A 24,403-nucleotide genomic window follows, 5' to 3' on the forward strand; every position below is an offset into this window, starting at 1 on the left:
TTTTCCCGGAACAGCACGCACTATAAAGAAATCATAACATAAGCAAACTCGAATCACAATAATAGGTATACAAAATTTGTGTAATAAGCTATAATATCCGTACAGTTTCAAACAAAGCTATTATGACGAGGTCGTATCATGAAAAAAAAATCCGTACTGATCACAGGAGCCTCCCGGGGAATCGGGAAGGCCTGTGCCCTGGCTTTTGGAAAGCTGGGATATCATGTATTTATAAACTGCCATAGTTCCATAGATGTCCTGGAAGAGGTATGCAGGCAGATCCAGGCAGAAGGCGGAACATGCACGTGTGTTCCCGGAGATGTCAGCAGGCCTGACGATGTAGCCTTCCTCTTCCGGAAGATAGAAGAAGAGTCAAGCGGTCTGGATGTGCTGGTCAATAATGCCGGGACGGCCTATATCGGGCTGCTCACGGATATGACGGATTCTGACTGGGAACGCATCCTGGGGACGAATCTTTCTTCCGTATTTTTTTGTTCCCGTGCTGCAATTCCTTATATGGTTTCTCAGAAATCCGGGAAAATCATTAATATATCCTCTATGTGGGGAACCTGCGGTGCTTCCTGTGAGGCCGCTTATTCAGCCTCCAAAGCCGGGGTCAACGGCTTGACAAAGGCACTGGCCAAGGAACTGGCCCCCAGTAATATCCAGGTCAATGCCATTGCCTGCGGTGTAATCGATACCGTCATGAATGCACAGCTTTCCGATGAGGAACGCAGTCTGTTGATGGACGAGGTGCCTGCCGGGCGGTTTGGTACTCCAAATGAGGTGGCGGGCCTGGTCACTGATCTGGCCGAACACCACAACTATTTGACCGGACAAGTCATCGGACTGGATGGCGGATTTATTTAACGAAAGAGTTTTAAGAAAAGGAGCTTCCTTATGCTGAAAGTAAAAGATATTGAGAACATCCCTGTAGACTGTACGATGTCAGAATTTGTGGGCACGACTGTCCTGGATACGATCGGACTGGTCATCCCCGGCATCACTCCTGCCCTTCTGGAGCAGATGGGACTTTCCAAGCCCTACCGCAGTCTTGGTCTGATCAGCTCCCGTACCGGTGCTGCCGGACAGATCAACGCCGTGGATGAAGCCGTAAAATCCACCAATACAGAGGTGGTTTCCATCGAGCTTCCCAGGGATACCAAAGGATGGGGCGGGCATGGCAACTTTATCATCATTGGAGGGGACAATGTGTCTGATGTCCGCAGGGCCGTTGAGATCGCCCTCGAGTATACAAAGAAGTATGCCGGAGAGCTTTACATCAGTGAAGCAGGCCATCTGGAATTCACCTATTCCGCCAATGCAGACCAGGCTTTGAATATGGCGTTTGACGCCCCCATTGGCAGGCCCTTTGGTTTCTTCTGCGGCTCCCCTGCAGCGATCGGACTCGTCATGGCTGATCTGGCAGTTAAGTCCTCTCCGGTGGAGATCGTCAAATACATGACCCCGGATAAGGGAACAAGCCATTCCAACGAGGTGATCGTGGCAGTCACAGGAGATGCAAGCGCCGTAAAGAATGCGGTCCTCACAGCACGCCGTGTCGGGCTGCAGCTTTTAGTCTCTCTGGGAAGCTACCCCGAGACCCCCTCGGTTCCTTATCTTCAGTAAATATAAAGAAGGGCAGCTGATCCCGTTCAGCCTGCCCTTCTTTCTTCTTATCAAATTCAGATCTTTCCGTATATTTCTTTCGTCACATATGCCTTAACAGAAATCCCGTCGGGCATATACTCTTCTTCCAGCAGCTGGCCATTTTTACGGATCATCTGGATCTTACCGGCCTCTGTGAACGGATAGAGCTTTTCGATATAGATCTGCTCTTTCCTGATGATCTCCAGAAGTACCGTCTTCAATTCTTCCAGTCCCTGCCCTGTTTTTGCAGAGGTCAGGATAGAATAGTCTGCCTGAAAATCCCGCAGGCTCGTTCTTTCTGCCAATTTATCCTGTTTATTGAACAGAGTTATAACAGGCTTCCCCTCTACCCCCAGCTGTCTGAGTGTCTCATAGACAACATACATCTGATGATCCATCTGCGGATTGGATGCGTCTACCACATGGATGATGATGTCTGCGTATTTTGCCTCCTCCAGTGTGCTTTTAAACGCTTCGATCAGATGATGGGGCAGCTTATTGATAAAACCGACCGTATCTGTCAGCAGGATCTCCTGCCTTTTCTCCAGCTCCAGCACCCGCGTCGTAGTATCCAGCGTGGAAAAAAGCATGGCATCCGCAAGGATTCCAGCATCGGTAAGCGCATTTTCAATACTGCTTTTTCCGGCAGATGTATATCCCACAAGCGCAGCCACCTTAAGATGGGAATCCCGCCTCTGTGTGCGGATGAGTTCTCTGTGCTGCTCCACCTCCGCCAACTCCCTTTTCAGTTTACTGATTCGCTCACGGATCAGACGCCTGTCCATCTCCAGCTTCTTCTCTCCCGGTCCCCTTGTACCGATACCGCCGCCTAAGCGTGACAGAGAATCCCGAAGCCCCACCAGGCGTGCCGCCCGGTATTTCAGCTGTGCCAGCTCCACCTGAATCTTCCCTTCACTGCTCGTTGCTCTGGCTGCAAAAATATCTAAGATCAGAAGGGTTCTGTCTATCACTTTGCATTCCAGCTCCCGTTCCAGATTATGCAGCTGGACAGACGTCAATTCATCATCACAAACGATTCCTGTCGCCTCTGTTTCCCACAAAAGCTCCTTAAGTTCCAGGATCTTTCCCTTTCCTACATACGTCGCCGGGTGAAGAGCCTCCCTCTTCTGGATCAGCCTGCCTGCAACGGACGCATTGGCTGTTTTGACGAGCTCTGCCAGCTCATCTAATGACTCCTCTGTCCTCTCATTTTCATAAACCTGGATCCCTACGAGAATCAAACGCTCTTCCTGCTCCTGCATTTCATATAACGGCATATCATAACCTCACATCTCTACGTTTTCAAAGGGGTCTGACCCCTATGCACTCCATTTTCAGAATATTCTCAAGATTTGAATATTTCCTTATCCAAATCTTTGATCGCTATTTTCTTCAATCGCTCCATACACTGGTTGTTCAGGTCCTCATAGACTTTTTCCATAAGCCCACCCATACCGGAAGCTATCAGACATTTCATCTCTGTGCTCCCGCTCTTCCAGCCGGATGAAACAAAGGTAAAGTCCAGAGCTTCTGCGATCGTGTGAAGACTGATCTGGTCTGTCTCTTCGATGCAGTGATACCCTCCGTCAATGCCCTCTTTTGTCTCTACCAGTCCGGCTTTTTTTAGTTTTGCCATAACCTTGCGTATTCTTGCAGGATTTGTACAGATATTTTCTGCCAGCCCTTCACTCGAATACGTGGTTCCTTTGTGGTTTAAAAAAACAAGTGCATGTACCGCAACCGAAAATTCACTTGTCATATCCTCATCTCCCTGCCTTTTGTTTTATAACCGTTATCTTTTTAGTAACAGTTTATCTTTATATTATAATCATATTTTTATAAAAAATCTACCCTTTCTGACAAATAATTTCTATCAGATATTTTTTCAAAATCACAACCCCATTTTATCTGAACTCCCTGCGGCTATCATCCCTTCATTTCCCGATAAATAGCCCGGATCATTTCAATCTGATTATAAACGCCGGGATCGGAGGGTCGTTCCTTCTATTATAGTACTGGTTCAGAATCACCAGCCAGCGCTTCATATCCAGCTCCATTAGATAGGAAAGGATCGCATCCCTCTCCTCATACCCGGAATCCCTGCCGCTGTAGATGCACAGACTCATGACGCCGTCCGGCCGCAAAAGCTTTAATCCCTCTTCAATTGCCCGGACACTTGTATTAGGTTTCGTGGCGATCGAATGATCCATGCCAGGCAGATATCCAAAATTAAAAACGATGGCAGATACGCTTTCCTTCACGTATTCCCCCATCCTTTCATGCCCATCCCGGATCAGAACTGCCCTCTTTTCTAAACCGCAGCGCTTAAGGCGTTCCTCTGTATTAGCGATGGCCTCAGCCTGGATATCAAACGCATACACCCGGCCATTTTCCCCGCAGATGCGGCAGAGAAATTCGGTGTCATTCCCATTCCCTGCAGTCGCATCCACACAGACATCTCCCGGCCGCAAATGCATCTCAAGAAACCGATGGCAGTATTCTGTAATCTGATAATTATACTTCATCTTTCACTCCTGTATAAGCTCTCCCAAAGCCCTTATCGTGTATTCAAAAATTCCAGTTCCTTCTGTGCCGCCTGATCATCGGGATATTCGGCCGTATAGGCCTCTGCCTTGGCCTTGGCAGACTGCCAGTCCTTCAGATTCTCATAACAGACGATCTCATTGAACTTCATCTCCTGAATCACCTTAGACACATCCGCCTGCCCATCTTCTTCATCACTGTCTGCCTTCTCATTAGCTGACTCATCTGCAAGAGCGATCCCCTTTTGAAATGCATCCAGTGCCCCTTTATGATCATCCAGCTGCATGGAGCATACTCCGATGAAATTATAAAGTGTCACCGTCACATCACCTTCATTATCAATCACTTTCTGGAATGCGTCCCTGGCAGACTCATAGTCCTGCTGCTCATAATAGGCCATACCAAGTCCTCTATACGCCTCGGCAGCATCCTCTTTCTTTTCAAGGGACTGGGAAAAAGATCCGACCGCATCCTGGTACTTCTTTTCTTCCAGCTGTTTCGTCCCCTGTTCGATATAATTCACCTTTTTCCCGCAGCCTGTCACAAAACAGACTGCAAGCAATACGCATAAAACCCCTTTTTTCATCAATTTGTCCACCTCTTACTCCGGATACTTCAGCACCCAGAATGAATTCAAAATATTGATCAGCATCACCGCCATATCTGCAATGATGGCATTCTGCATCGTCACGTAACCAAATACGGCCAAAAACAGCAGGATCACCTTCATCCCGATCGCAAATACCAGATTCTGCTTCACTGCCCGGATCGTTCCCTTGGAAATCTTAATGGCATTGACGATCTTGGATGGTTCATCTTCCATCAGGATGACATCAGCCGCTTCCAGGGCCGCATCTGCTCCCAGACCGCCCATGGCGATTCCGATATCTGCAAGCGCCAGAACCGGAGCGTCATTGATCCCGTCACCGACAAAGGCAAGCTTCTCTTCCTCCATCTGGCTTTCCATAAACTCTTTCACCTGCTCCACTTTATCCTCAGGCATCAGATTCGCATACACATAGCCGATGCCAAGCTGCTTGGCCACGTCATTGGCTACCCGTTCATTATCCCCGGTGAGCATAACAGCCTCAAGCTGATGCTTTCCGAGCCAGCGGATCGTCCATTTTGCATCCTCCCGCAAAACGTCCGCGATCAATATGTATCCCTCGTATTCTCCGTCAAGAGCCACATGTACCGCCGTACCAATCTCATAGACCGGCTGATAAAACAAGCCCTGCTGGTTCATGAACTTAGAATTCCCGATCAGAACCTTATGTCCATCGATAAAGGCTCTGACCCCAAAGCCAGAATACTCCTTGACTGCCTCCACTCTCCTGACATCAATCTCTTTTCCATAGGCCTCCCGAAGCGACACAGCGATCGGATGACTCGAATACGCCTCTCCGTATGCCGTCAGCTCCAGCAGCTTTTCCGGTTCCATATGCTTCGGACATATATCCTTCACCTGGAAAATTCCTTCCGTCAGAGTCCCCGTCTTATCAAAAACAAAGGTCTCTGTCTTAGAAAGTCCCTCCAGAAAATTACTTCCCTTAATCAATACTCCCTGCCTGGACGCCGCTCCGATCCCGCCGAGAAACGCCAGCGGCACAGAAACCAATAGTCCGCACGGACATGCCGCAACAAGGAAGATCAATCCCCTGTACAGCCAGGTCTTTGCATCTGCTGTGGTCATCATAGGCGGCAGGATCATCACGAGGATTCCCAACAGAGTTACGGCTGGTGTATAAAACCTCGTAAACTTATCTGCAAAATTCTCACTTTTCGCTTTATGATTATTCGCATTCTCTACCAGCTCCATGATCTTAGATGCCGTAGAATCCGCATAAACCTTGGAAACTCTGGCTTCCAGCACACCGCTGATATTAATGCTGCCGCTATAAAGCTTATCTCCGAGCCTCACCTCTCTTGGTTCCGACTCACCCGTAAGTGCCTTCGTATCGACCATGCTGCTGCCCAGTGTCACCACCGCATCCACCGGGATCCTCTCCCCCGGCTTGATCACGATGATCTGCCTCTGGCTCAGCTCCCTGGGATGTACCTTCTCCTCCCTGCCGTGGATCTTCCGGTTGGCATACTCCGGCCGGATATCCATGAATCTTGCGATCGACTTCTTCGTCCTGGTAAGTGAGATCAGTTCTGCCATCTTACCGAACTGGAAAAACAGAATCGCGCCTACGGCCTCCGTATACTTTCCAATGACCAGCGCCCCGATAGTCGCCAGCAGCATCAATAGATTTTCATCAAAAATATGCAGTTTTCTGAAATTCTTTGCCATATCCCGGAAAATGCCCACCGACATTACCAGATACGGTATTAAAAATAGTGCCAGCTGTGTCTTACCAATGACATCCCAATGTCTGACAGAAAACAATGCATTGAGATACAGAAATAAACCAAGACCGATCTCAATACATTTTGCCTTTACTTCTTTTGCCATCTAAGCCCCCTCTTCCCTGCATACTGTCTGATCCTGTCTACTCTCTGATATGCTCCATTCCCTGATTCATAATTGTCTTTATATGCCCATCTGCGAGAGAATAGAACACGGTCTTTCCCTCTCTTCGGTTGGACACCAGCTTCATCTGTTTCAACACCCGAAGCTGATGCGAGATAGCCGACTGTGTCATATCCAAAGCCTGGGCCAGATCACACACGCACATCTCCGACTGGAATAAAACATATAAGATCCTGATCCTGGTATGATCACCAAATATTTTAAAAAAATCCGCCAGATCCTGAAGTTCTTCCGCATCCGGCATCTGGGACTGAACCCTCTCCACAGTCTCCTCATGCACATGCACGAAATCACAGTGTTCTACTTCTATTCTATCCATAGCGAATCTCCTTCCTATGCCCTTTTATACGGGGGAATCCTCCACAATCACGACCCGTCCCCCCAAAGGGCGTGAACAACAGTTCAGATTTTATTATACGTGAAATCACCTGCCGGGTCAAGCAATGACAGAGGCATTTCCCGCCGCAGATTCTTCTTTATGTGACTGTTTTCCTTCCAAATAAGCACCTGCCAAAAAGTACCGCGGATCTTAAGAACCAATGTTCCCGGATCCACGGCACCACTTCTTACATCTCTCCTGTCATAAGCCTTTTGAAAGCCAGTTACTTTCTATATAGAACACGGATGGAGTTCAGGATACAGATCATGGCCACACCAGTATCCGCAAACACCGCCATCCACATATTTGCCATTCCTGCAAGTCCCAGTATCATAACAAGCGCTTTGATCACAAGTGCAAATGCCACGTTCTGCTTTGCGATCGCACCTGTCATCCTCGCTATTTTCAGTGATTCCGGAACGGCTGCCATCGAAGAGGTCATGAAAACCACATCTGCGGCCTCGATCGCGGCATCCGCGCCGCTTCCCATTGCTGCCCCCACATCTGCACCTGCCAGGACCGGAGCATCATTGATTCCGTCTCCAACAAACATGACACTTCCATGCTCTGAACGGATCTTCAAGAGCTCCTCCACCTTGTTCTCGGGCAGAAGCCTTGCATGCACTTCATCGATCCCGATTTCGTTACCAACACTTACCGCACTCTTTTTCTCGTCTCCGGTCAGCATTGCTGTCAAGATTCCCAGCTTTTTCAGTGCACTGACAGACACTGCCGCATCTTCTTTTATCGTATCCGCGATTACGATCCTGCCCACATATTTTCCGTTTAGTGCTAACAGCACCTCTGTTCCATATACAGCATCTTCAAATTTCGAAAGATCAACCTGCTCATCTTTTAGCAGCTTCTTATTTCCACACAGGACCGTCCCTGCTGCCAGCTCTGCCCGGATTCCTTTTCCGGATATTTCCTCCACCGCTTCCGGCCTTGAAAGCACGATTCCTCTTTTCTCTGCTGCAGACACAATACTGTTTCCGATAGGATGAGTCGAGTTCATCTCACAGCTTCCTGCCCATGCAAGAAGTGTTTCCTCATCCACACCTTCTGCCGGGACTACATCCTGCACAACAAAATTCCCCTGTGTGATCGTTCCAGTTTTATCCATCACGATCGCTTTTACACCCTGGAGTGCCTCGATGGCAACACCGCCCTTAAATAGGATTCCTCTCCTGGACCCTGCGCCGATCCCTGAAAAGAATGCCAGCGGCACACTCAGAACCAGGGCACACGGGCAGCTGATGACGAGGAAGGTCAGAGCCGTATAGACCCAGTAATTCCAGTCTCCTGTCACAAGTGACGGAAGAATCGCCGTTGCTGCTGCCAGAGCAACCACAAACGGAGTATAGACTCTTGAAAATCTCGTAATAAAACGGTCGATCTTCGGCTTGCTCGCCGCTGCATTCTCCACAGAATCCAGGATCCTCGTGACCATAGAATCCTCCAGCACCTTATCCACACGGATCTTGAGCAGTCCGGATGTATTCACACACCCTGATGTCACCGCATCTCCTGCTTTAGCAGCTGCCGGAACCGGTTCGCCCGTTACCGGAGAAGTATCGATCCTGCTTTCCCCTTCTACAATCGTCCCGTCCAGAGGAATACGGTCACCGGGTCTTACAAGCAGCAGATCCCCGATCACTGCCTCCCCGGCCGGTATCACGTCGACCTCTCCGCCGCGGACTCTGTTCACCACCTCAGGCCTCATGTCGACTGCCTCCATGATCTGGCTTCTGCTTCTCGCAACGGCGATCTCCTCAAACAGTTCCCCGACCCGATAGAAAATCATGACTCCAAGAGCTTCCGGATAATCTCCTATTACAATTGCCCCCAGCGTCGCAATACTCATCAGGAAATTTTCGTCAAACACATGCCCTTTCACCAGGTTCTTTCCCGCTGTCAAAAGTACATGTCTTCCAAGGATCAGATATCCGATCAGGAACAGCGCAAAGGAAAGTGTACTGTTCGTCTGCTCTGCGAGTTTCCCGGCAAGGAAAAAGACAGCCCCCCCTCCGATCTCCAAGAAATCCTTTTTATTCTCAGCAAACTTCCCTTTCCCGGAGATTTCCTTTTGAAGATCAGAAGCTGGTTTTCTTTCCCGTTTTGTGACTGTAACTTCCTCTTCGATAGAAGCACAGATTTTCTGAAATACAGGCAGAAGCTCCTCCTCTGTATTCGTCACTACCTGCAGCTGCTTGGTGGCAAAGATGATATTTGCATAATCAACCTGGGGCAGTGCCTGGATTTTTTGTTCCATCTTAGCTGCACAATTAGCGCAGCCCAGGTTTTCAAGGATGTACACCTGCTTTTTCACATGGTCAAATGCATGATTTTCCATCCGGCGCTCTCCCGGCTCATGTGCATGTTCCTCATGCTTATGCTCATGACCGCATCCGCAGTCTTCTGCATGCTCATGAGTATGCCCGCATCCGCAGTCTTCTGTATGCTCATGAGTATGCCCGCATCCGCAGTCTCCTTCATGCCCATGCTCATGACCGCATCCGCAGTCTCCTTCATGCCCATGCTCATGACCGCATCCGCAGTCTTCCTCATGCCCATGACCACATCCACACTTCTCTGTATGTACATGGCCCTCATGTTCATGACTAAAACTGCCTTCTCTCTTCTCTTGATCTACTTTTTTATTCATTGCCTGCTGTGCCATAATAACTCCTCCAATATCATAACATATGAATAACTGTTCATATGTTCATATAATCACAAAGCAGGCTGTTTGTCAATAGTATTTGTAAAAAAAATAAGGGGCTGCACAATCTTTTTTGTACAGCCCCCGCTATCCCCAAAGGATATCTTTTATTTTAATGTCCAGCATCGTGTTCTCTGGATGTTCCCTCCAAAAAACGTTTGCCGCCGATCACGTTCTCCGTAATGTCATCCAGCCTTTCCTTACCGGACTCGGATGGAAAACCCCCGCTTTCACTAAGCAGGCATGCCTGGATCGCATCATTGAGTGACAGCATCTTGTCATCCAGCTCTGCCACCATCTGCGCACACTCTCTTAATTCCCGGCTGATATAATCCGGTGCATTCCCTTCGAACTTATAGTAAATTTTATGTTCCAGGCTGGCCCAAAAGTCCATAGCGATCGTCCTGATCTGAATCTCCACCTTCGTATCTACCACACTGTCCGACAAAAAGATCGGAACCGATACCAGCATATGGTAACTCTTATATCCGCTCTCCTTTGGATTTTTAATATAATCTTTGATCGAAAGAACCTTAAGGTCGCTCTGATTACCGATCATCTCTGCAAGGCGGTAGATATCGGAAGTAAAAGAACAGATCAACCGTACGCCCGCAATATCGTTTATGTACTTGACCATATTCTCAATGGAAGTCTCATATCCGTATCTCTTTAACTTCTTAACAATACTCTCGGGAGTCTTGATCCTGGTCTTAATATGCTCGATCGGGTTATATTGATGAACGTGCTGGAATTCATCGTTTAATATCTCCAGCTTTGTCCCCACTTCCTTCAATGCCGCATTATATAGAAAAATAACCGTCTTCCAGCTATCCACATCCTCGTAATTCTTGATCGCATCATGCATCTGCTGCTCTCCTCTCACGTCAGAAATCCCCCTTTCCCAGTCTATAATAGTATATCATAAAATAAACTTCATGTCAGCGAGTTCATTCTTTTTTTAGAATTGAAAGTGCTGGAAAACGTTACCGTTCACACACACTGTTCGCAAAATGCATCTTCGGTGTTTCTTAACTTTACCCGGTTATTCCCTCCTTCATCTGCCTCACATATTCTGCCACGAAAGGTACACAGTCTTCGCCATGCTCCGCCACGATCTTCATGATCGCAGACCCTACGATGGCCCCGTCCGCCAGCTCTGCCATCTCTTTCGCCTGTTTAGGTGTTGAGATTCCGAAGCCTACTGCGCAGGGAATATCTGTCACTTCCCGAACCTCTGCGATCATGTCCTTGATATTGGTCGTAATCTCTTTTCTCACCCCGGTCACTCCAAGGGAAGAGACACAATAGAGAAATCCTTCCGCTTCCTCTGCGATCATACGGATCCTGTCATGAGAGGTCGGCGCGATCAAGGAGATTAACTCTACCCCGTACTCTCTGCACACGCCTGAGAGTTCCCCCCTCTCTTCAAAAGGCATATCCGGCACAATAACGCCCGACATTGTGCACTCCACACAGCGTTTCATAAATTTTTCTTTCCCATAGGTATAGATCGGATTGATGTAAGTCATAAATACCAGCGGAACCTTGATCTGATCCCGAACTTCTTTCACCGCGTCAAATAACTTGTCGATCGTGCAGCCCGCCGCCAGTGCCCTTTCATCCGCCTCCTGGATGACCGGACCTTCTGCGATGGGATCGGAAAACGGGATCCCAATCTCGATCAGATCGGCTCCCGCCTCCTGCATCGCGATCAAGAGTTTCTGCGTCACTTTAAGTGACGGATCTCCTCCCGTAATAAATGGAATAAATGCCTTCTTGTTTTCAAATGCTTCTTTTATCTTATTCATAGATTTCCACCCCTCTGTAACGTGCGATCGCCGCAACATCTTTATCTCCGCGGCCTGAAATATTGATCACAATGATCTGGTCTTTCTCCATTGCCGGCGCCAGCTTCATAGCATATGCCACCGCGTGTGAGCTTTCTACCGCAGGAATGATCCCTTCCGTCCTGGACAGATACTCAAATGCCCTTACAGCTTCCTCGTCTGTAACCGGCACATACTGTGCACGCCCCTCATCCGCCAGCATAGCGTGCTCCGGTCCGATCCCCGGATAATCCAGCCCCGCTGAGATTGAATACACCGGGGCGATCTGTCCGTCCTGATCCTGACAGAAGATGGATTTCATTCCATGGAAGATCCCTTGGGAGCCCTTCGCAATAGTTGCCGCATGCTTCCCGATATCCACACCGAGTCCGGCAGCCTCACAGCCGATCAGCTGAACTTCCTTATCCGGGATAAATTCATAGAATGCTCCCATGGCATTGCTGCCGCCTCCCACGCAGGCGATCACCGCATCAGGAAGCCGGCCCTCCCGTTCCATCAGCTGTTCCTTGATCTCTTTCCCGATTATTTTCTGAAAATCCCGCACGATCGTTGGAAACGGATGCGGCCCCATGACTGACCCCAGGACATACAGCGTATCGTCCATCCGGCCTGCCCACTCACGCATCGTCTCATTCACCGCATCTTTGAGCGTCATGGTTCCGGTAGTCACCGGATGTACTCTGGCCCCCAGAAGTTCCATGCGGTAAACATTCAAAGCCTGCCGCTCTGTATCTTCCTTCCCCATATAGATCTCACATTCCATATCCATCAGCGCCGCTGCAGTAGCTGTTGCAACTCCATGCTGTCCTGCTCCTGTTTCAGCGATCACACGGGTCTTCCCCATCTTCTTCGCCAGAAGCACCTGCCCCAGCACGTTGTTGATCTTATGAGATCCGGTATGGTTTAAATCCTCTCTTTTCAGATAGATCTTTGCCCCGCCTAAGTCCTTGGTCATCTTCCTGGCCTCATACAGCATGGACGGCCGTCCCGCATAATTCTGAAGCAGATCCTTAAGTTCCCGCTGAAACTCCGGGTCATCCTTATATTTTTCATAGGCAGCCTCCACCTCGTGCACCGCAGTCATCAGCGTTTCCGGTACGAACTGTCCTCCATACTCACCAAATTTTCCTCTATGATTCATTTCTTCTCACCCTTTCCACAAACTTTTTTACCTTATCAACATCCTTACAGCCATCCGTTTCCACCGCACTGCTGACATCCACTGCGAAGGGACGGCATGCCTTAATCTGGCCCAATACATTTTCTTCGTTAAGCCCTCCTGCCAGGAAATATGGCTTCTCTACGGACGGGATCACGCTCTTGTCAAAGGAAGTCCCGCTTCCTCCATACACACCCTTCACATACGCATCCAGAAGCAGATAATCCACATCCAGCCGGGCCGCCTGTAAGATATCCTCCCCGGACTTTACCCGCACAGCCTTCATGATGGGAATTCCCGTCAAATGCTTTCTAAGTTCTTCTATATAAGCGGCGTCCTCATCTCCATGCAGCTGAACCATCTGGATGATCCCGGCTCTGCTTAGCTTTGCCACCTTCTGGATGGGCGCATTTACAAACACGCCCACCGCCCGGATCAACGGATCCATTCTTCTGCGCAGTTCTGCCGAAAGCTCTTCCTCTACCTGCCTGGGGCTTTTTGCAAATACAAATCCGGCATAGTCCGGTTTCACCTCATTTACGATCTCAATATCTTCCGGCCTTTTCAGACCACAGATCTTAATCTTTGTCATCATGCCTCCCCAAGAGCTCCGCCATTTAATGTTTCCAGCGTCTCCTTTTTATTACTGCTTTTCATCAACGTTTCTCCGATCAGGACTGCGTTTACCCGGTTCTTTTTCAGCTTTTCGATATCCGCTGCCGTCTTGATCCCGCTTTCTGCCACGAACAGGACCTCCTTAGGCGCCAGCTTTCTTAAGCGGATACTATTTTCAATATCCACGGTAAAATCTTTTAAGTTCCGGTTATTCACCCCGATCACCCGTGCGCCGGCTTCAACGGCTGAGTGCATCTCTGTTTCATCATGCACCTCCACCAGAGCGGAAAGCCCCAGTCTGTCACAGAGTTTGATATAACGCTTTAACACCTCTGTATCCAAAAGTGCACCAATCAGCAGTACCGCATCTGCCCCCAGAGCTTTTGCCTCATAAATCATATATTCATCGATCACAAAATCTTTTCTTAGGATCGGGACCGACACCTCCTGCCTGATCTCCTGCAGATATTCATTTTTCCCCTGAAAATATTCCGGCTCCGTCAGGCAGGAAATAGCCGCCGCCCCGGCCGCCTCATATTCTCTGGCGATTTCCCGGTAGGGGAAGGCTTCTGCGATCACTCCCTTAGAAGGAGAGGCCTTCTTTACCTCACAAATGTAGTGCATGCCCGGCTTCTTAAGAGCCTCCTCAAACGGAAATCCGGTATTTCTCTCCATCTCCATAGCTCTTTTGCACATCTCAGAAAACGGTACTTTTCTCTTTGCTTTTTGTATCCTCAGCTTTGTAGCTGCGGCGATCTGATCTAAAATCATTTGGCTTCCTCCTTTACCGCATCGCGGAATTCCTCATATTTTGCAAATGCCTTTCCACTTTCAATTAATTCTTTTGCCATCCCAATCCCCTCTGCAAGAGTGATACCGTCAATCCCCAGATACAGGCTCATTCCCGCATTCATAAGAACTACGTCTCTTTTCGGTCCGGTCTCCTTCCCGGTGAGTATATCCATGGTGATCTGTGCATTTTCCTTTGGTGTTCCGCCGATCAAATCACGAAGGGGACACCTTTTCAGCCCGAACTGCTCCGGGGAAATGGTATAGGATGTGATCTCACCAAACCGGATCTCATAGACATCCGTCTCACCGGTTAATGTAATTTCGTCCAGGCCGTCCTCCCCGCAGACTGCCACGCCGCGGGTCACGCCCAGATTTGCAAGGACTCTTGCCATCGGCTCTGCCAGCTTTTTGTCATACACGCCGAGAAGCTGCATCGTTGCGGCTGCCGGATTGGATAAGGGCCCCAGGATATTGAAAACAGTTCTTACCCCCAGTTCTTTTCTGACCGGTGCTGCATATCTCATGGAAGAATGATAAACCGGTGCAAACATAAAACAGATCCCGGTCTTATTCAGCACGGCTTCGTTTTGCTCTGCCGTAAGCGTCACCTGGATTCCCAGCTTTTCCAGTACATCCGCGGCCCCGCTTTTGCTGGATACGCTCCGGTTCCCATGCTTTGCGACCGGAACTCCGCCCGCTGCCACGACAAAGGCAGAGGTGGTGGAGATATTGAAGGTTCCCACTTGGTCTCCTCCTGTCCCGACAATATCAATGACCTCCCTTTGAGGCTTGATCTTCACACCCTTGTCACGCATCACTGTCGCAAATGCCGTGATCTCCTCAATGGTCTCACCCTGCATCCCCAGCGCCATTAGAAATCCTCCCATCTGCGCCTGTGTTGCAGTGCCGTCCATCATCTCCTCCATGACCCCCTTTGCCTCTTCATATGTCAGGTCCTCTTTCCTTGTAAGTTTTGCAATTGCTTCCTGAATCATCTTAGTTTCCTCCTTTTTCATGCATCCATATCCGTCATCCAGTTTCGTGTTTCCTGTGCATACAGCGTAAGGGGGGATATAAAATACCTGCGGATTGTTACGCACCTTGTGCTCTCGCATCTGCGCTTAACTCCGGCCGGTGTTAAACGAACTTCCACCGGATGTTCAACACCCTGGTATCAAAAAAAAGCCTCTGCCCCCCGAAAGGGACAAAAGCTTAGATCTACTTCTGCGGTACCACCCAAATTGCCGATATCATCGACCGCTCCTTTATGTACTGACATACACATCTCCTTGGTAACGGGCGAGAATCCCGTCAGCGTCTACTCCTGCATACGCAGTTTCAAGCTGCCCTCACAAGTCCATTCAGTAAAAACTCTTATTACTGCCTTTCCACCAGCCGGCAGCTCTCTGTGAATAAATATCCTTACCTACTCCTCTTGTTCGTCGGTTTATCTATTTAATGTACTACAGTATAACCTGATCTTTTAAAAATGTCAACAACTATTTTCCACGGATTTGAGCCTGCATGGAAAAATAGATGACAGTTCAAACGCGTCATTCGCAAAATAGCTGATATCTATCAGTTATCTCCCCTGACTGCCGCAAATCCCCGCTCCAGATCCTCCAGGATATCCTGGATGTGTTCTGTACCGACAGAGAGACGGATCGTGTTAGGCCGGATATTCTGTTCCACTAATTCTTCCTTTGTCAGCTGAGAATGAGTTGTTGTTGCTGGATGTACCACCAGACTTTTCACATCCGCCACATTCGCCAGAAGGGAAAAGATCTTAAGATTGTCTATAAAGCGGTATGCTTCTTCCTGTCCTCCCTTGATCTCAAACGTGAAGATCGACGCACCCCCGTTCGGAAAATATTTTTCATAAAGCCCGTGATCCGGATGCTCCGGCAGGGAAGGATGGTTTACATGCTCTACCTGCGGGTGTCCGTTTAGGTATTCTACTACTTTTTTCGTATTCTCCACATGACGGTCCAGGCGCAGTGACAGCGTCTCCACACCCTGAAGGAGAAGGAACGCATTAAATGGAGAAATGCAGGCTCCTGTGTCCCTCAAAAGGATAGCACGGATATAGGTGACAAAAGCTGCCGGCCCTGCTGCTTCTACGAAGGAGCATCCATGGTAGCTTGGATCCGGGTCTGCGATCCCCGGATATTTCCCGGCTGCCTTCCAGTCGAACTTACCGGAATCCACAATGATCCCGCCAAGAGTCGTTCCGTGCCCGCCGATGAATTTTGTTGCAGAATGTACCACAATATCGGCACCATGTTCGATCGGACGGATCAGATAAGGAGTTCCGAAGGTATTATCGATCACAAGAGGCAGACCGTGTTTGTGCGCGATCTGTGAAACAGCCTCGATATCAGGAATATCACTGTTGGGATTCCCCAGTGTCTCCAGATAGATGGCTCTGGTATTCTCCCGGATCGCACTCTCTACTTCCTCCAGATCGTGAGCGTCTACAAAGGTCGTTGTAATCCCATAGTGAGGGAGTGTATGCTCCAGCAGATTATAGCTGCCGCCATAGATCGTCTTCTGGGCAACAATGTGCCCGCCGTCCCGCGCCAGTGCCTCGATCGTATATGTGATCGCCGCCGCACCGGAAGCCAGGGCTAACGCGGCAGTCCCGCCCTCCAGAGCTGCGATCCTCTTCTCTAAGACATCCTGCGTGGAATTCGTAAGCCTGCCATAAATATTCCCACTGTCGGACAGATCAAAGCGTGCAGCTGCATGCTCGCAGTTCTGAAATACATATGATGTAGTCTGGTAAATAGGCACTGCCCGGGAATCCGTCGCCGGATCCGGCTGCTCCTGGCCCACATGGAGCTGAAGTGTCTCGAATCTATAACCACCTGCAGGTACTTTCTCTTCTCTTCTTGTGAAATCTCCCATATCCTTCTCCTCCTTGCTAAAAGCTTCAAGTTCATTATGGGAATCATACGCTTATAAACCTACTTTGTCAATAGGTTTATTGGTATTATTTTCTAACTCTTTGTAAAATATTTAGGTATATCAACATACTCTTTCTTCATATTTAGCAATATCTAAGCTTGATATTCCCTATTACCCTCCGGTATAATAGGTTATAAGAACAGGAGGGACTACTATGATTTCTACAAAGGGAAGATACGCCTTACGCGTAATGATCGACCTGGCCCAGCAGGGGAGCGATACATTCACACCACTGAAAGATATTGCCGGACGCCAGGGCATTTCTGAGAAATACCTGGAAATTATCTTGAAAGTACTTGTAAAAGAAAAATTGCTGAAAGGACTGCGCGGAAAGGGCGGCGGCTACAAGCTGACCAGACGGCCAGACGAATATACCGTCGGCGAGATCCTTACACTCGCCGAGGGAACTCTTGCACCTGTAGCCTGCCTTACAGAGGGTGCAGAACCCTGCAGTCACGCAGAGAACTGCCCCACACTTCCCATGTGGCAGCGGTTTGATGCCATGGTTCATGACTTTTTCTACGGCATCACCCTTGCAGATCTGTTACAGGAGAGCAGCGATATCAAAGCTCCAGCTTCATGTCCCCAAACTTGATCCATTTGTGCTTTCTCATAAACTCTGAAATCCCTAAGGTCAGCAAAGCCGGAAGCAAAATCTGAATGACCAGTATTTTTACAAGAACGACCATCTGAGGCTCGCTCTGTGTCATGACCTGCCAGGTCATGATTTGTCCCACCAGACCTGCTGTCCCCATACCGGAACCTGTGGCGTTGCTTGTCATATGAAGCACCATCGTCCCCACCGGCCCCAGGATCGCACTGGATAGGATTACGGGCAGCCATATGATGGGCTTTCTCACGATATTCGGAACCTGTAGCATGGAGGTTCCGATTCCCTGTGCCAGAAACCCGCCGATTTTATTCTCCCGATAGCTTGCCACGGCGAATCCCACCATATTGCAGCAGCACCCGATAGTAGCTGCCCCTGCTGCCAGTCCCGACAGGTTTAAGATAATACCCAGTGCCGCGGAGCTGATCGGCATGGTCAGGATCATCCCCATCAGTACCGAAACCACAACACCCATCAATAATGGCTGCTGTTCTGTTCCCCAGTTGATCAGAGATCCCAGCCAGTTCATAAAGCGTGAGATCGGGGGGCCTAAAAAGATCCCCACAACAGAGCCTGTTCCGATGGAAACAAGCGGCGTTAAGATAATATCTAACTTCGTCCTGCCCGATACTAAGATCCCGCACTCAATTGCTATGTAGGACGCAACAAATGCTCCCAACGGCTCCCCAGGCCCTGCAAATATCATCGTTCCGTCCTGGATCACCTGCCCGGCCATAAGCTTGCCTGCAAAGGCGCCGACCATCCCTGCCGTCGCCGCCGAAGCGATCACCAGATGGCTTCCATCCAGTTTTCTGGCCACACCAACTCCAATACCGGCTCCTGTCATAACCGCAGCAACCCTTCCCACCGCATAGATCAGATTTCCGGTCGGTCCGCCTGCAAAAGTGCCGACCTGCTGAATAATCGTTCCGATGATCAGGGTCGCGAACAGCCCCTGTGCCATTCCCCCTAATCCACTTATGAAAATCCTGTCAAGTATCTTCATCCTTTGTTTCCTCCTGCATTCCTAACTGTGTTGTCACTATGCGACATTTTATCATAAACACTATAAAAAGTCACCATGATAGAAAGAGGATTTGACAGATGGGTTTTTAAGTACCACGGACTGCACAGTGACAGGCAGCTTTCGCCCCCTCCAATAAAAAAGACTGTACCCAGCATCTGTACAGTCTTTTTGCATCTCTTATGGTCTTTACCATTATTCCTCCGGCACGAATACATCTTTCCCGAGTCCGCACACTGGACAGACCCAGTCCTCCGGAATATCCTCAAACGCCGTTCCCGGCTCGATTCCGCTGTCCGGATCTCCTTCTTCCGGGTCATACACATAACCACATGGCTCACATACATATCTCTGCATCTTAACATCCTCCTGTTTTTTTCCTTATGGCTTATCTTTCCCATTTTTAACATAATCATACATTTTTCATTTTCCGGCATGCAGGCAGCAGAAGGATACGCAGACGGACAAAAGAAAAATATCATCATTTACAACCTTTTAGGAGGATGGTATACTTTACAGGACATGTATTATGAGCTGTACCATGGGGATACTAATTCCATTCATAAGATGATAGAAAGAGGTTTTTGATATGTTCCGTTTATGGGGAAAAGAATTTAAAGACAACAGAATGCTGCGTGATACCGTGATCTGCGATGATACGGATGACACTCGTACTCATAAGATCTTCAATGCTTTAGATGAGATCTGCTACGAATTTGACTTAAGCAAGCCTATCTGGCTTGACAACACCATCAATGAATTTAAAAAGCATGCAAAAGCCAGATTCTATCAGGATAATTTCGTAGATTCCATTGACTTTGATTATCTTGAGATTCAGGTGATAGAGGAAGAATAGAAAAATCCTGGGACCAGCCAAACGTCCCAGGATTTTTGTTATTCATTATGGATTGCTGCAAGAGGACTTAACCTCATCGCGCGCAGTGCCGGGAAATATCCCGCCGCCATTCCCACGAATACGGCAAATGCCATGGATGCAAGCACCAGCCATGGCGGAATATAGGAAATATTTCCGTTCATCCCCATGGACCCTCCGTTCTTCGTCAGGAAATTGATGATAAATGACAGCAGAAAGCTTAACAGATTCCCCACAACGCCACCGATAAATCCGATAAATGCTGCCTCCAAAAGAAACATCTGTTTAATATTCTTAAGGCCGCAGCCCAGTACCTTGATCACACCGATCTCTTTTGTCCGTTCATAGATCGACATCATCATGGTGTTGGCGATACCGATGGCCGCAACAAACAGGGAGACAGCTCCGATCCCGCCAAGTACTGCCTGGATCATGGCAAACTGCTTCTTCATACTCTCCATGTATTCCGCATTGGTCGTCACCTGGAAGCCCATGTTTCTGATCGTGGCAGACAGTTCTTCTACATCGTCCATATCCTCCGCCTGCACACTGGCTGAGCTGTAAACAAAGTCTTTATATGGCTTTCCTGATTTCGTGCTGGGCTGTCCCGGGATCACACGGCCTCTGAATTCCTTCTTTAGCAGATCGCGCAGTTTGTCAAGATCGCAGTACACATAATAGTAATTTGCATTATAGCTATCCAGATCACCCTTTACTACGCCGCTGGACTTCACCACATACTTTTTCGGCGGTTTATTCTGTGTTTTGTTTCCGGACGCATCACCGTCCTCTGTGCCTCCCAGTCCAACATTTTTATTCTGACTCTGAAAATATCCGTCCTGATCCAGTATCAGGAACATCTGATCCTTTGCCAGATCGATCTCAGGCAGCTTTCCGGTATCCCAGTAACCTTTTCCTGTGGACTTCTCACTAAATGAAGTCAAGACGCCGTTCCCAAACACAAGCTCCATATTCGCACTTTTCGGATCCGGCAGCCTGCCACCGTCTGCAAGCTCGATCTTCTGCGCTTTCAAAGCTTCCTGAGACATCCCTCTAAGCTGAAGATACCCCATATATTTCCCTTTTAGTGCGATCGCACTGACATCCAGAATAGGGTTGGCCTGTTTCACATGATCAAGCTGCTTAAGTTGTTTGATCACATCATCGGTAATATATTTATTTGATTCCTGCTGGTCAGAACCCATCGACGTCGCCATATACATCCCACCGCCGCCATCCTGTTTTCCGGTAACAGTCAGATTTGTCATTCCGCCAGACTGCTCCACTTCACGATACATCTGCTCCTGCATTCCCAGCCCCAGAGAAATCATTACTACAATGGATGCAGTACCGATCACAACTCCCAGGATAGTAAGGAAGGTCCTCAGCTTTCTCCGCTTGAGGTTGCCGCTACTCATCCTCAGTAAATCGATCCACCTCATCCAACAAGTCCTCCTCTTCTACAGACTCTTTCTTTTTCTTCCTCTTCTTAAGTACCACAATTAAAACAATGACCGCTATAATAGCCGCAGCGACTCCAATTACAACAGGAACGACCGGGAATTTTTTCTCCACCGGAACATCTGTCATCTGGGACATATCCATCGGCGGAGCAGCCGGAAGTACCTCCAGTGCGAACTCTTTTTCTAAAGTATTGACTTTTCCTGCATCATCCTCGTAAGTGACCACCATCTTACACTTCTCGCCGGACATCATCTCCTTCATTCCGGTTACGATTCCATCGATGGAACCAGTTGCTCCTGAATCCACATTCCCGACAAAGACTTCTTTTCCTTCGATGCCTTCACCCTGGAATTTCACTTTTACATTGTACAGCTTAATACGTCCTGTATTGTACAGGCTGCATGTGATGTTCGCTTCTTCGCCTACCGCTATGGATTCCGGCGCGATCTCCAGCTCACTGAATTCGAATCTCGGTGCCTGTTTGACCGGAATCGCCAGACTGGAGGAGCTTTCATACTGGGTTGCCTTGTCATCCTCATACTTCATTGTCATAGCGATGCTGTACGGCTTCTGCACCAGATCAGCTCTGGCATTCATCTGAATGGAAATATCCTGAGTACCTCCAGCCGGAATACTGTCCAGAAAGATAGAACTGGACCCGGAAGAAGGCAGGAAAGCCGGTGCCTCCGCAGCTGCTTCTGTACCTGAGGACGGCGCCTGCAGGTCAAACAGCATGTTAGAGACAGCCGTCCGTCCAGAGGTGTTCTTTAAATGGATGATCAGCTTAAAATCACTGCCTGCATTGACTGCTCCCGGCTCTGTATTAAATCCGGTCACGATCACTCTGGGAACCGTATTATTACCAGACTCGCTTCCACCGCCCCCGCCTGTTACGACCGGGTCACCGTTGGAAAAACCGCCATCCATTGGCTCAGACCCTTCGTCCGGGGGATTCTCTGTATTCGGTTCCTCCGGTTTTGGATCCTCTGGCTTTGGTTTTTCTTCCGGCTTTTCTTTTGTTTTTACAAAAACATACTTATTCGTTTCAAACTGATTTCCATTTCCATCATCACAGGTAATTGTGAAAAATAACTGTACTGTTTTGTTCTTCACTTCTGAACGCACAGTCAGATTATCCCAAAAAACCAAACCGCTACCTTCTGATGGGATATTATCACCTGTTCGCTCAACAGTCATATTGTCCATCTCAAAAGGCCAATCATCAGGATTTGTTAAATCAGGACTGATCTTCACATTTTTTGCTTCTAGTTGACCTTTATTTGTTAGCTTAATTTCCAACTTTTGCCCTTGATCTCCGGCTTGATATGTAGGGGTTTTCTGTCCTTCCTCTACTGAAATTTGAATATCCAGCAAGGGGGTTTTCGTATCCTCCGCACGCACTCCTGACGGAAGTATGAGAGCCGCCGCCAGTGCGAGGCTCATTGCAGCTGCTGCTAGTTTCTTAAATGGTTTCATGTTCCTTGTCCTCCCTCTTTTTTCGGTTATCTTCTATCTTGACGATCTTTCCATCTATGATATGGAAAATCCGGTCGGCGTATGTAGCCAGATGGTTATCATGCGTTACCATAACAAGCGTCTTCTTCTGTTCCTTTACCACCTTCTGCATCAGGTGCATTACCTCTTCCGATGTATGGGAATCCAGATTCCCGGTGGGCTCATCCGCGAAGATGATCCTCGGATCCACCACAAGAGCCCTCGCCACACCGACTCTCTGCTGCTGTCCTCCTGACATCTGGTTCGGCAGATGCTTTTTATGCTTCCTCAAATTCACCAAGTCCAGCATCATGTCTGCTTTCTTTAAACGTATACTTTTTGGCTCTCCTCTAAAGCTCAGCGGCAGTGCCACGTTCTCCAGCGCATTCATCGTCCCTATGAGATTGAATGACTGGAAAATGAAACCAATATTCTCTCTTCGAAATTTGACCAGCCCGTCCTCATTTAAGTGTTCCATATGCTGCCCGTTTATGATCACTTCCCCCTTGGTCGGCTTCTCAAGACCCGCAAGCATGTTCAGCAGTGTAGATTTGCCGGAGCCAGACGTTCCGACAATTGCACAGAATTCACCTTCATATATCTCAAAGTCCACGCCATTCAATGCACGCACTGCGGAATCACCAACCCGGTACAGCTTATACAAGTTCTTTACCTCTATAACCTTATTCACGGTGTTCCTCCTTTTTTATACTCTATTTTACCATAATACTGATGGAATCAGAATATTTTCCTATGCAAATCATTAAGATTTTATTAAATTTAAAATATAAAAAATTTTCAAAAACATCGTAACTTTTCCCCCCGCCAGTGGTTTACTTAATGAAGGGGCTAATCTCCTCACTTTTTTAGCTCCTTTCCCACCACATAAAGCAAGCCTGGAATCTAATTGATCCCAGGCTTATTTTCTGTCTCTAATCTCTAATCGATCTGCCAGTCGATCGGCGTGATCCCGTTCTTTTCAAGAAACTGGTTCGTCTGGCTGAACGGCCGGCTTCCGAAAAACCCTCTGTACGCTGACAGCGGACTCGGATGGGGCGCTTTCAGGATCAGATGCTTCGGATTGTTCAGCATCGCTGTTTTTTTCTGTGCCGGACTTCCCCACAAGATAAATACAATGGGTCTGTCCTGTGCATTCAACACCTTGATCGCCGCATCCGTAAATTCTTCCCAGCCTATCCCTCTGTGGGAATTCGCCTGGTGTGCGCGTACTGTCAGCACAGTATTAAGCATCAATATCCCCTGCTCTGCCCATTTTGTCAGACAGCCGTGATCCGGGATCGTACAGCCCAGGTCATCATGCAGCTCCTGATAAATGTTGACAAGGGAAGGAGGCACCTCCACCCCTTTCTTCACTGAAAAACACAGGCCATGTGCCTGTCCGTTATTATGATATGGATCCTGCCCCAGGATGACCACCTTAACATCTTTAAGAGGTGTCAGATGAAATGCATTAAAGATGTCATTTGCAGGCGGAAAGATCAGCCGGGTACGGTACTCCTGATTTACAGTCGTAAACAATTGTTTATAATAATCCTTCTTAAACTCATCCTTTAGTGCTTCATACCAGTCACCATTGATTCCTGCCATTTCTCTTTTGCTCCTATCCTGTATAATAACTTCTCGGAATCTTCAGCCCTGATTTTATCAGGCTTTCAGACCCTGTATTTAAAAAATCACCCACTTTTTTGTCGAAAACACTTGACAA

The 24,403-nt window shown here is 48.4% G+C and carries 24 protein-coding genes and 1 other annotated feature; of the genes, 4 read left to right on the top strand and 20 right to left on the bottom strand.

The window, feature by feature from the left end; all coding sequences use genetic code 11:
• The first annotated feature begins 138 nt into the window (after positions 1-138).
• Both ymfI and pduB read left to right on the top strand, forming a co-directional pair.
• Positions 139-870, top strand: a complete 732-nt coding sequence (gene ymfI / locus AC4OGX_RS10705; RefSeq protein WP_493330410.1) for an elongation factor P 5-aminopentanone reductase — start codon at positions 139-141, stop codon at positions 868-870.
• Between the two features lie 30 nt (positions 871-900).
• Positions 901-1,629, top strand: coding sequence for a microcompartment protein PduB (gene pduB / locus AC4OGX_RS10710; RefSeq protein ID WP_493330412.1), 729 nt, complete (start codon positions 901-903; stop codon positions 1,627-1,629).
• A gap of 56 nt (positions 1,630-1,685) precedes the next feature.
• Here the strand turns inward: pduB and hflX are convergent, their stop codons facing one another.
• The 14 genes from hflX to AC4OGX_RS10780 all read right to left on the bottom strand — a co-directional run bounded on the left by hflX (position 1,686) and on the right by AC4OGX_RS10780 (position 17,151).
• The gene (hflX, locus tag AC4OGX_RS10715) at positions 1,686-2,927 is read right to left on the bottom strand and encodes a GTPase HflX (RefSeq protein ID WP_493330414.1); all 1,242 of its coding nucleotides are present in this window, start codon (positions 2,925-2,927) and stop codon (positions 1,686-1,688) included.
• Positions 2,928-2,995: 68 nt separating this feature from the next.
• Positions 2,996-3,409 carry an RrF2 family transcriptional regulator gene (locus AC4OGX_RS10720; protein ID WP_493330415.1) on the bottom strand — a complete coding sequence of 138 codons (414 nt, stop codon included), beginning with the start codon at positions 3,407-3,409 and terminating at the stop codon, positions 2,996-2,998.
• 199 nt (positions 3,410-3,608) lie between these two features.
• Entirely contained in the window at positions 3,609-4,175 is a 567-nt protein-coding gene (mnmM, locus tag AC4OGX_RS10725) for a tRNA 5-(aminomethyl)-2-thiouridylate-methyltransferase MnmM (protein ID WP_493330416.1), read from the bottom strand.
• Positions 4,176-4,207: 32 nt separating this feature from the next.
• On the bottom strand, positions 4,208-4,780 hold the full coding sequence (locus AC4OGX_RS10730) for a tetratricopeptide repeat protein (protein ID WP_493330418.1): 573 nt from the start codon (positions 4,778-4,780) through the stop codon (positions 4,208-4,210).
• A 15-nt stretch (positions 4,781-4,795) separates the two neighbouring features.
• On the bottom strand, positions 4,796-6,652 hold the full coding sequence (locus AC4OGX_RS10735) for a heavy metal translocating P-type ATPase (RefSeq protein ID WP_493330419.1): 1,857 nt from the start codon (positions 6,650-6,652) through the stop codon (positions 4,796-4,798).
• 37 nt (positions 6,653-6,689) lie between these two features.
• A complete protein-coding gene (locus AC4OGX_RS10740) occupies positions 6,690-7,049 on the bottom strand; it encodes an ArsR/SmtB family transcription factor (protein ID WP_493330420.1) in 360 nt (119 codons plus the stop codon).
• A 283-nt stretch (positions 7,050-7,332) separates the two neighbouring features.
• Positions 7,333-9,789 carry a heavy metal translocating P-type ATPase gene (locus AC4OGX_RS10745; protein ID WP_493330421.1) on the bottom strand — a complete coding sequence of 819 codons (2,457 nt, stop codon included), beginning with the start codon at positions 9,787-9,789 and terminating at the stop codon, positions 7,333-7,335.
• A 154-nt stretch (positions 9,790-9,943) separates the two neighbouring features.
• Positions 9,944-10,696, bottom strand: coding sequence for a GTP pyrophosphokinase (locus tag AC4OGX_RS10750; RefSeq protein ID WP_493330442.1), 753 nt, complete (start codon positions 10,694-10,696; stop codon positions 9,944-9,946).
• A 169-nt stretch (positions 10,697-10,865) separates the two neighbouring features.
• Entirely contained in the window at positions 10,866-11,639 is a 774-nt protein-coding gene (trpA, locus tag AC4OGX_RS10755) for a tryptophan synthase subunit alpha (RefSeq protein ID WP_493330422.1), read from the bottom strand.
• A complete protein-coding gene (gene trpB, locus AC4OGX_RS10760) occupies positions 11,632-12,819 on the bottom strand; it encodes a tryptophan synthase subunit beta (RefSeq protein WP_493330423.1) in 1,188 nt (395 codons plus the stop codon). Before trpB ends, trpA begins: the two co-directional genes overlap by 8 nt.
• Positions 12,809-13,432 carry a phosphoribosylanthranilate isomerase gene (locus tag AC4OGX_RS10765; protein WP_493330424.1) on the bottom strand — a complete coding sequence of 208 codons (624 nt, stop codon included), beginning with the start codon at positions 13,430-13,432 and terminating at the stop codon, positions 12,809-12,811. Before AC4OGX_RS10765 ends, trpB begins: the two co-directional genes overlap by 11 nt.
• Entirely contained in the window at positions 13,429-14,223 is a 795-nt protein-coding gene (gene trpC / locus AC4OGX_RS10770) for an indole-3-glycerol phosphate synthase TrpC (protein ID WP_493330426.1), read from the bottom strand. The genes AC4OGX_RS10765 and trpC overlap by 4 nt, the downstream gene beginning before the upstream one ends.
• Positions 14,220-15,239, bottom strand: coding sequence for an anthranilate phosphoribosyltransferase (trpD, locus tag AC4OGX_RS10775; RefSeq protein ID WP_493330427.1), 1,020 nt, complete (start codon positions 15,237-15,239; stop codon positions 14,220-14,222). Before trpD ends, trpC begins: the two co-directional genes overlap by 4 nt.
• Before the next feature lie 202 nt (positions 15,240-15,441).
• Positions 15,442-15,696, bottom strand: a binding site (T-box leader).
• A 126-nt stretch (positions 15,697-15,822) separates the two neighbouring features.
• Complete coding sequence (locus AC4OGX_RS10780) at positions 15,823-17,151, bottom strand: O-acetylhomoserine aminocarboxypropyltransferase/cysteine synthase family protein (RefSeq protein WP_493330428.1); 1,329 nt, start codon at positions 17,149-17,151, stop codon at positions 15,823-15,825.
• Between the two features lie 214 nt (positions 17,152-17,365).
• Here AC4OGX_RS10780 and AC4OGX_RS10785 point away from each other — a divergent pair, with 214 nt between their 5' ends.
• Positions 17,366-17,806: an RrF2 family transcriptional regulator gene (locus AC4OGX_RS10785; protein WP_493330429.1), complete on the top strand. Its 441-nt coding sequence runs from the start codon at positions 17,366-17,368 to the stop codon at positions 17,804-17,806.
• Here AC4OGX_RS10785 and AC4OGX_RS10790 read toward each other — a convergent pair.
• The gene (locus AC4OGX_RS10790) at positions 17,775-18,827 is read right to left on the bottom strand and encodes a PTS sugar transporter subunit IIC (protein ID WP_493330431.1); all 1,053 of its coding nucleotides are present in this window, start codon (positions 18,825-18,827) and stop codon (positions 17,775-17,777) included. The two genes, AC4OGX_RS10785 and AC4OGX_RS10790, sit on opposite strands and share 32 nt — an antisense overlap.
• Before the next feature lie 213 nt (positions 18,828-19,040).
• Positions 19,041-19,202 (bottom strand): rubredoxin, encoded by a 162-nt coding sequence (gene rd, locus AC4OGX_RS10795; RefSeq protein WP_493330433.1) that lies wholly within the window; start codon positions 19,200-19,202, stop codon positions 19,041-19,043.
• A 232-nt stretch (positions 19,203-19,434) separates the two neighbouring features.
• On the opposite strand from rd, the gene AC4OGX_RS10800 reads away from it, so the two are divergent.
• A complete protein-coding gene (locus AC4OGX_RS10800; protein WP_493330434.1) occupies positions 19,435-19,701 on the top strand; it encodes a hypothetical protein in 267 nt (88 codons plus the stop codon).
• 38 nt (positions 19,702-19,739) lie between these two features.
• On the opposite strand, the gene AC4OGX_RS10805 is transcribed toward AC4OGX_RS10800, so the two are convergent.
• The 4 genes from AC4OGX_RS10805 to ung form a co-directional block, all read right to left on the bottom strand.
• Positions 19,740-21,161, bottom strand: a complete 1,422-nt coding sequence (locus AC4OGX_RS10805; RefSeq protein ID WP_493330435.1) for an ABC transporter permease — start codon at positions 21,159-21,161, stop codon at positions 19,740-19,742.
• Positions 21,130-22,659 (bottom strand): COG1361 S-layer family protein, encoded by a 1,530-nt coding sequence (locus tag AC4OGX_RS10810; RefSeq protein ID WP_493330437.1) that lies wholly within the window; start codon positions 22,657-22,659, stop codon positions 21,130-21,132. Before AC4OGX_RS10810 ends, AC4OGX_RS10805 begins: the two co-directional genes overlap by 32 nt.
• Positions 22,646-23,368 carry an ABC transporter ATP-binding protein gene (locus AC4OGX_RS10815; RefSeq protein WP_493330438.1) on the bottom strand — a complete coding sequence of 241 codons (723 nt, stop codon included), beginning with the start codon at positions 23,366-23,368 and terminating at the stop codon, positions 22,646-22,648. The genes AC4OGX_RS10810 and AC4OGX_RS10815 overlap by 14 nt, the downstream gene beginning before the upstream one ends.
• A 248-nt stretch (positions 23,369-23,616) precedes the next feature.
• Positions 23,617-24,285 (bottom strand): uracil-DNA glycosylase, encoded by a 669-nt coding sequence (ung, locus tag AC4OGX_RS10820; RefSeq protein WP_493330439.1) that lies wholly within the window; start codon positions 24,283-24,285, stop codon positions 23,617-23,619.
• Positions 24,286-24,403 lie beyond the last annotated feature (118 nt).

Source organism: Faecalicatena sp. (assembly GCF_058819085.1).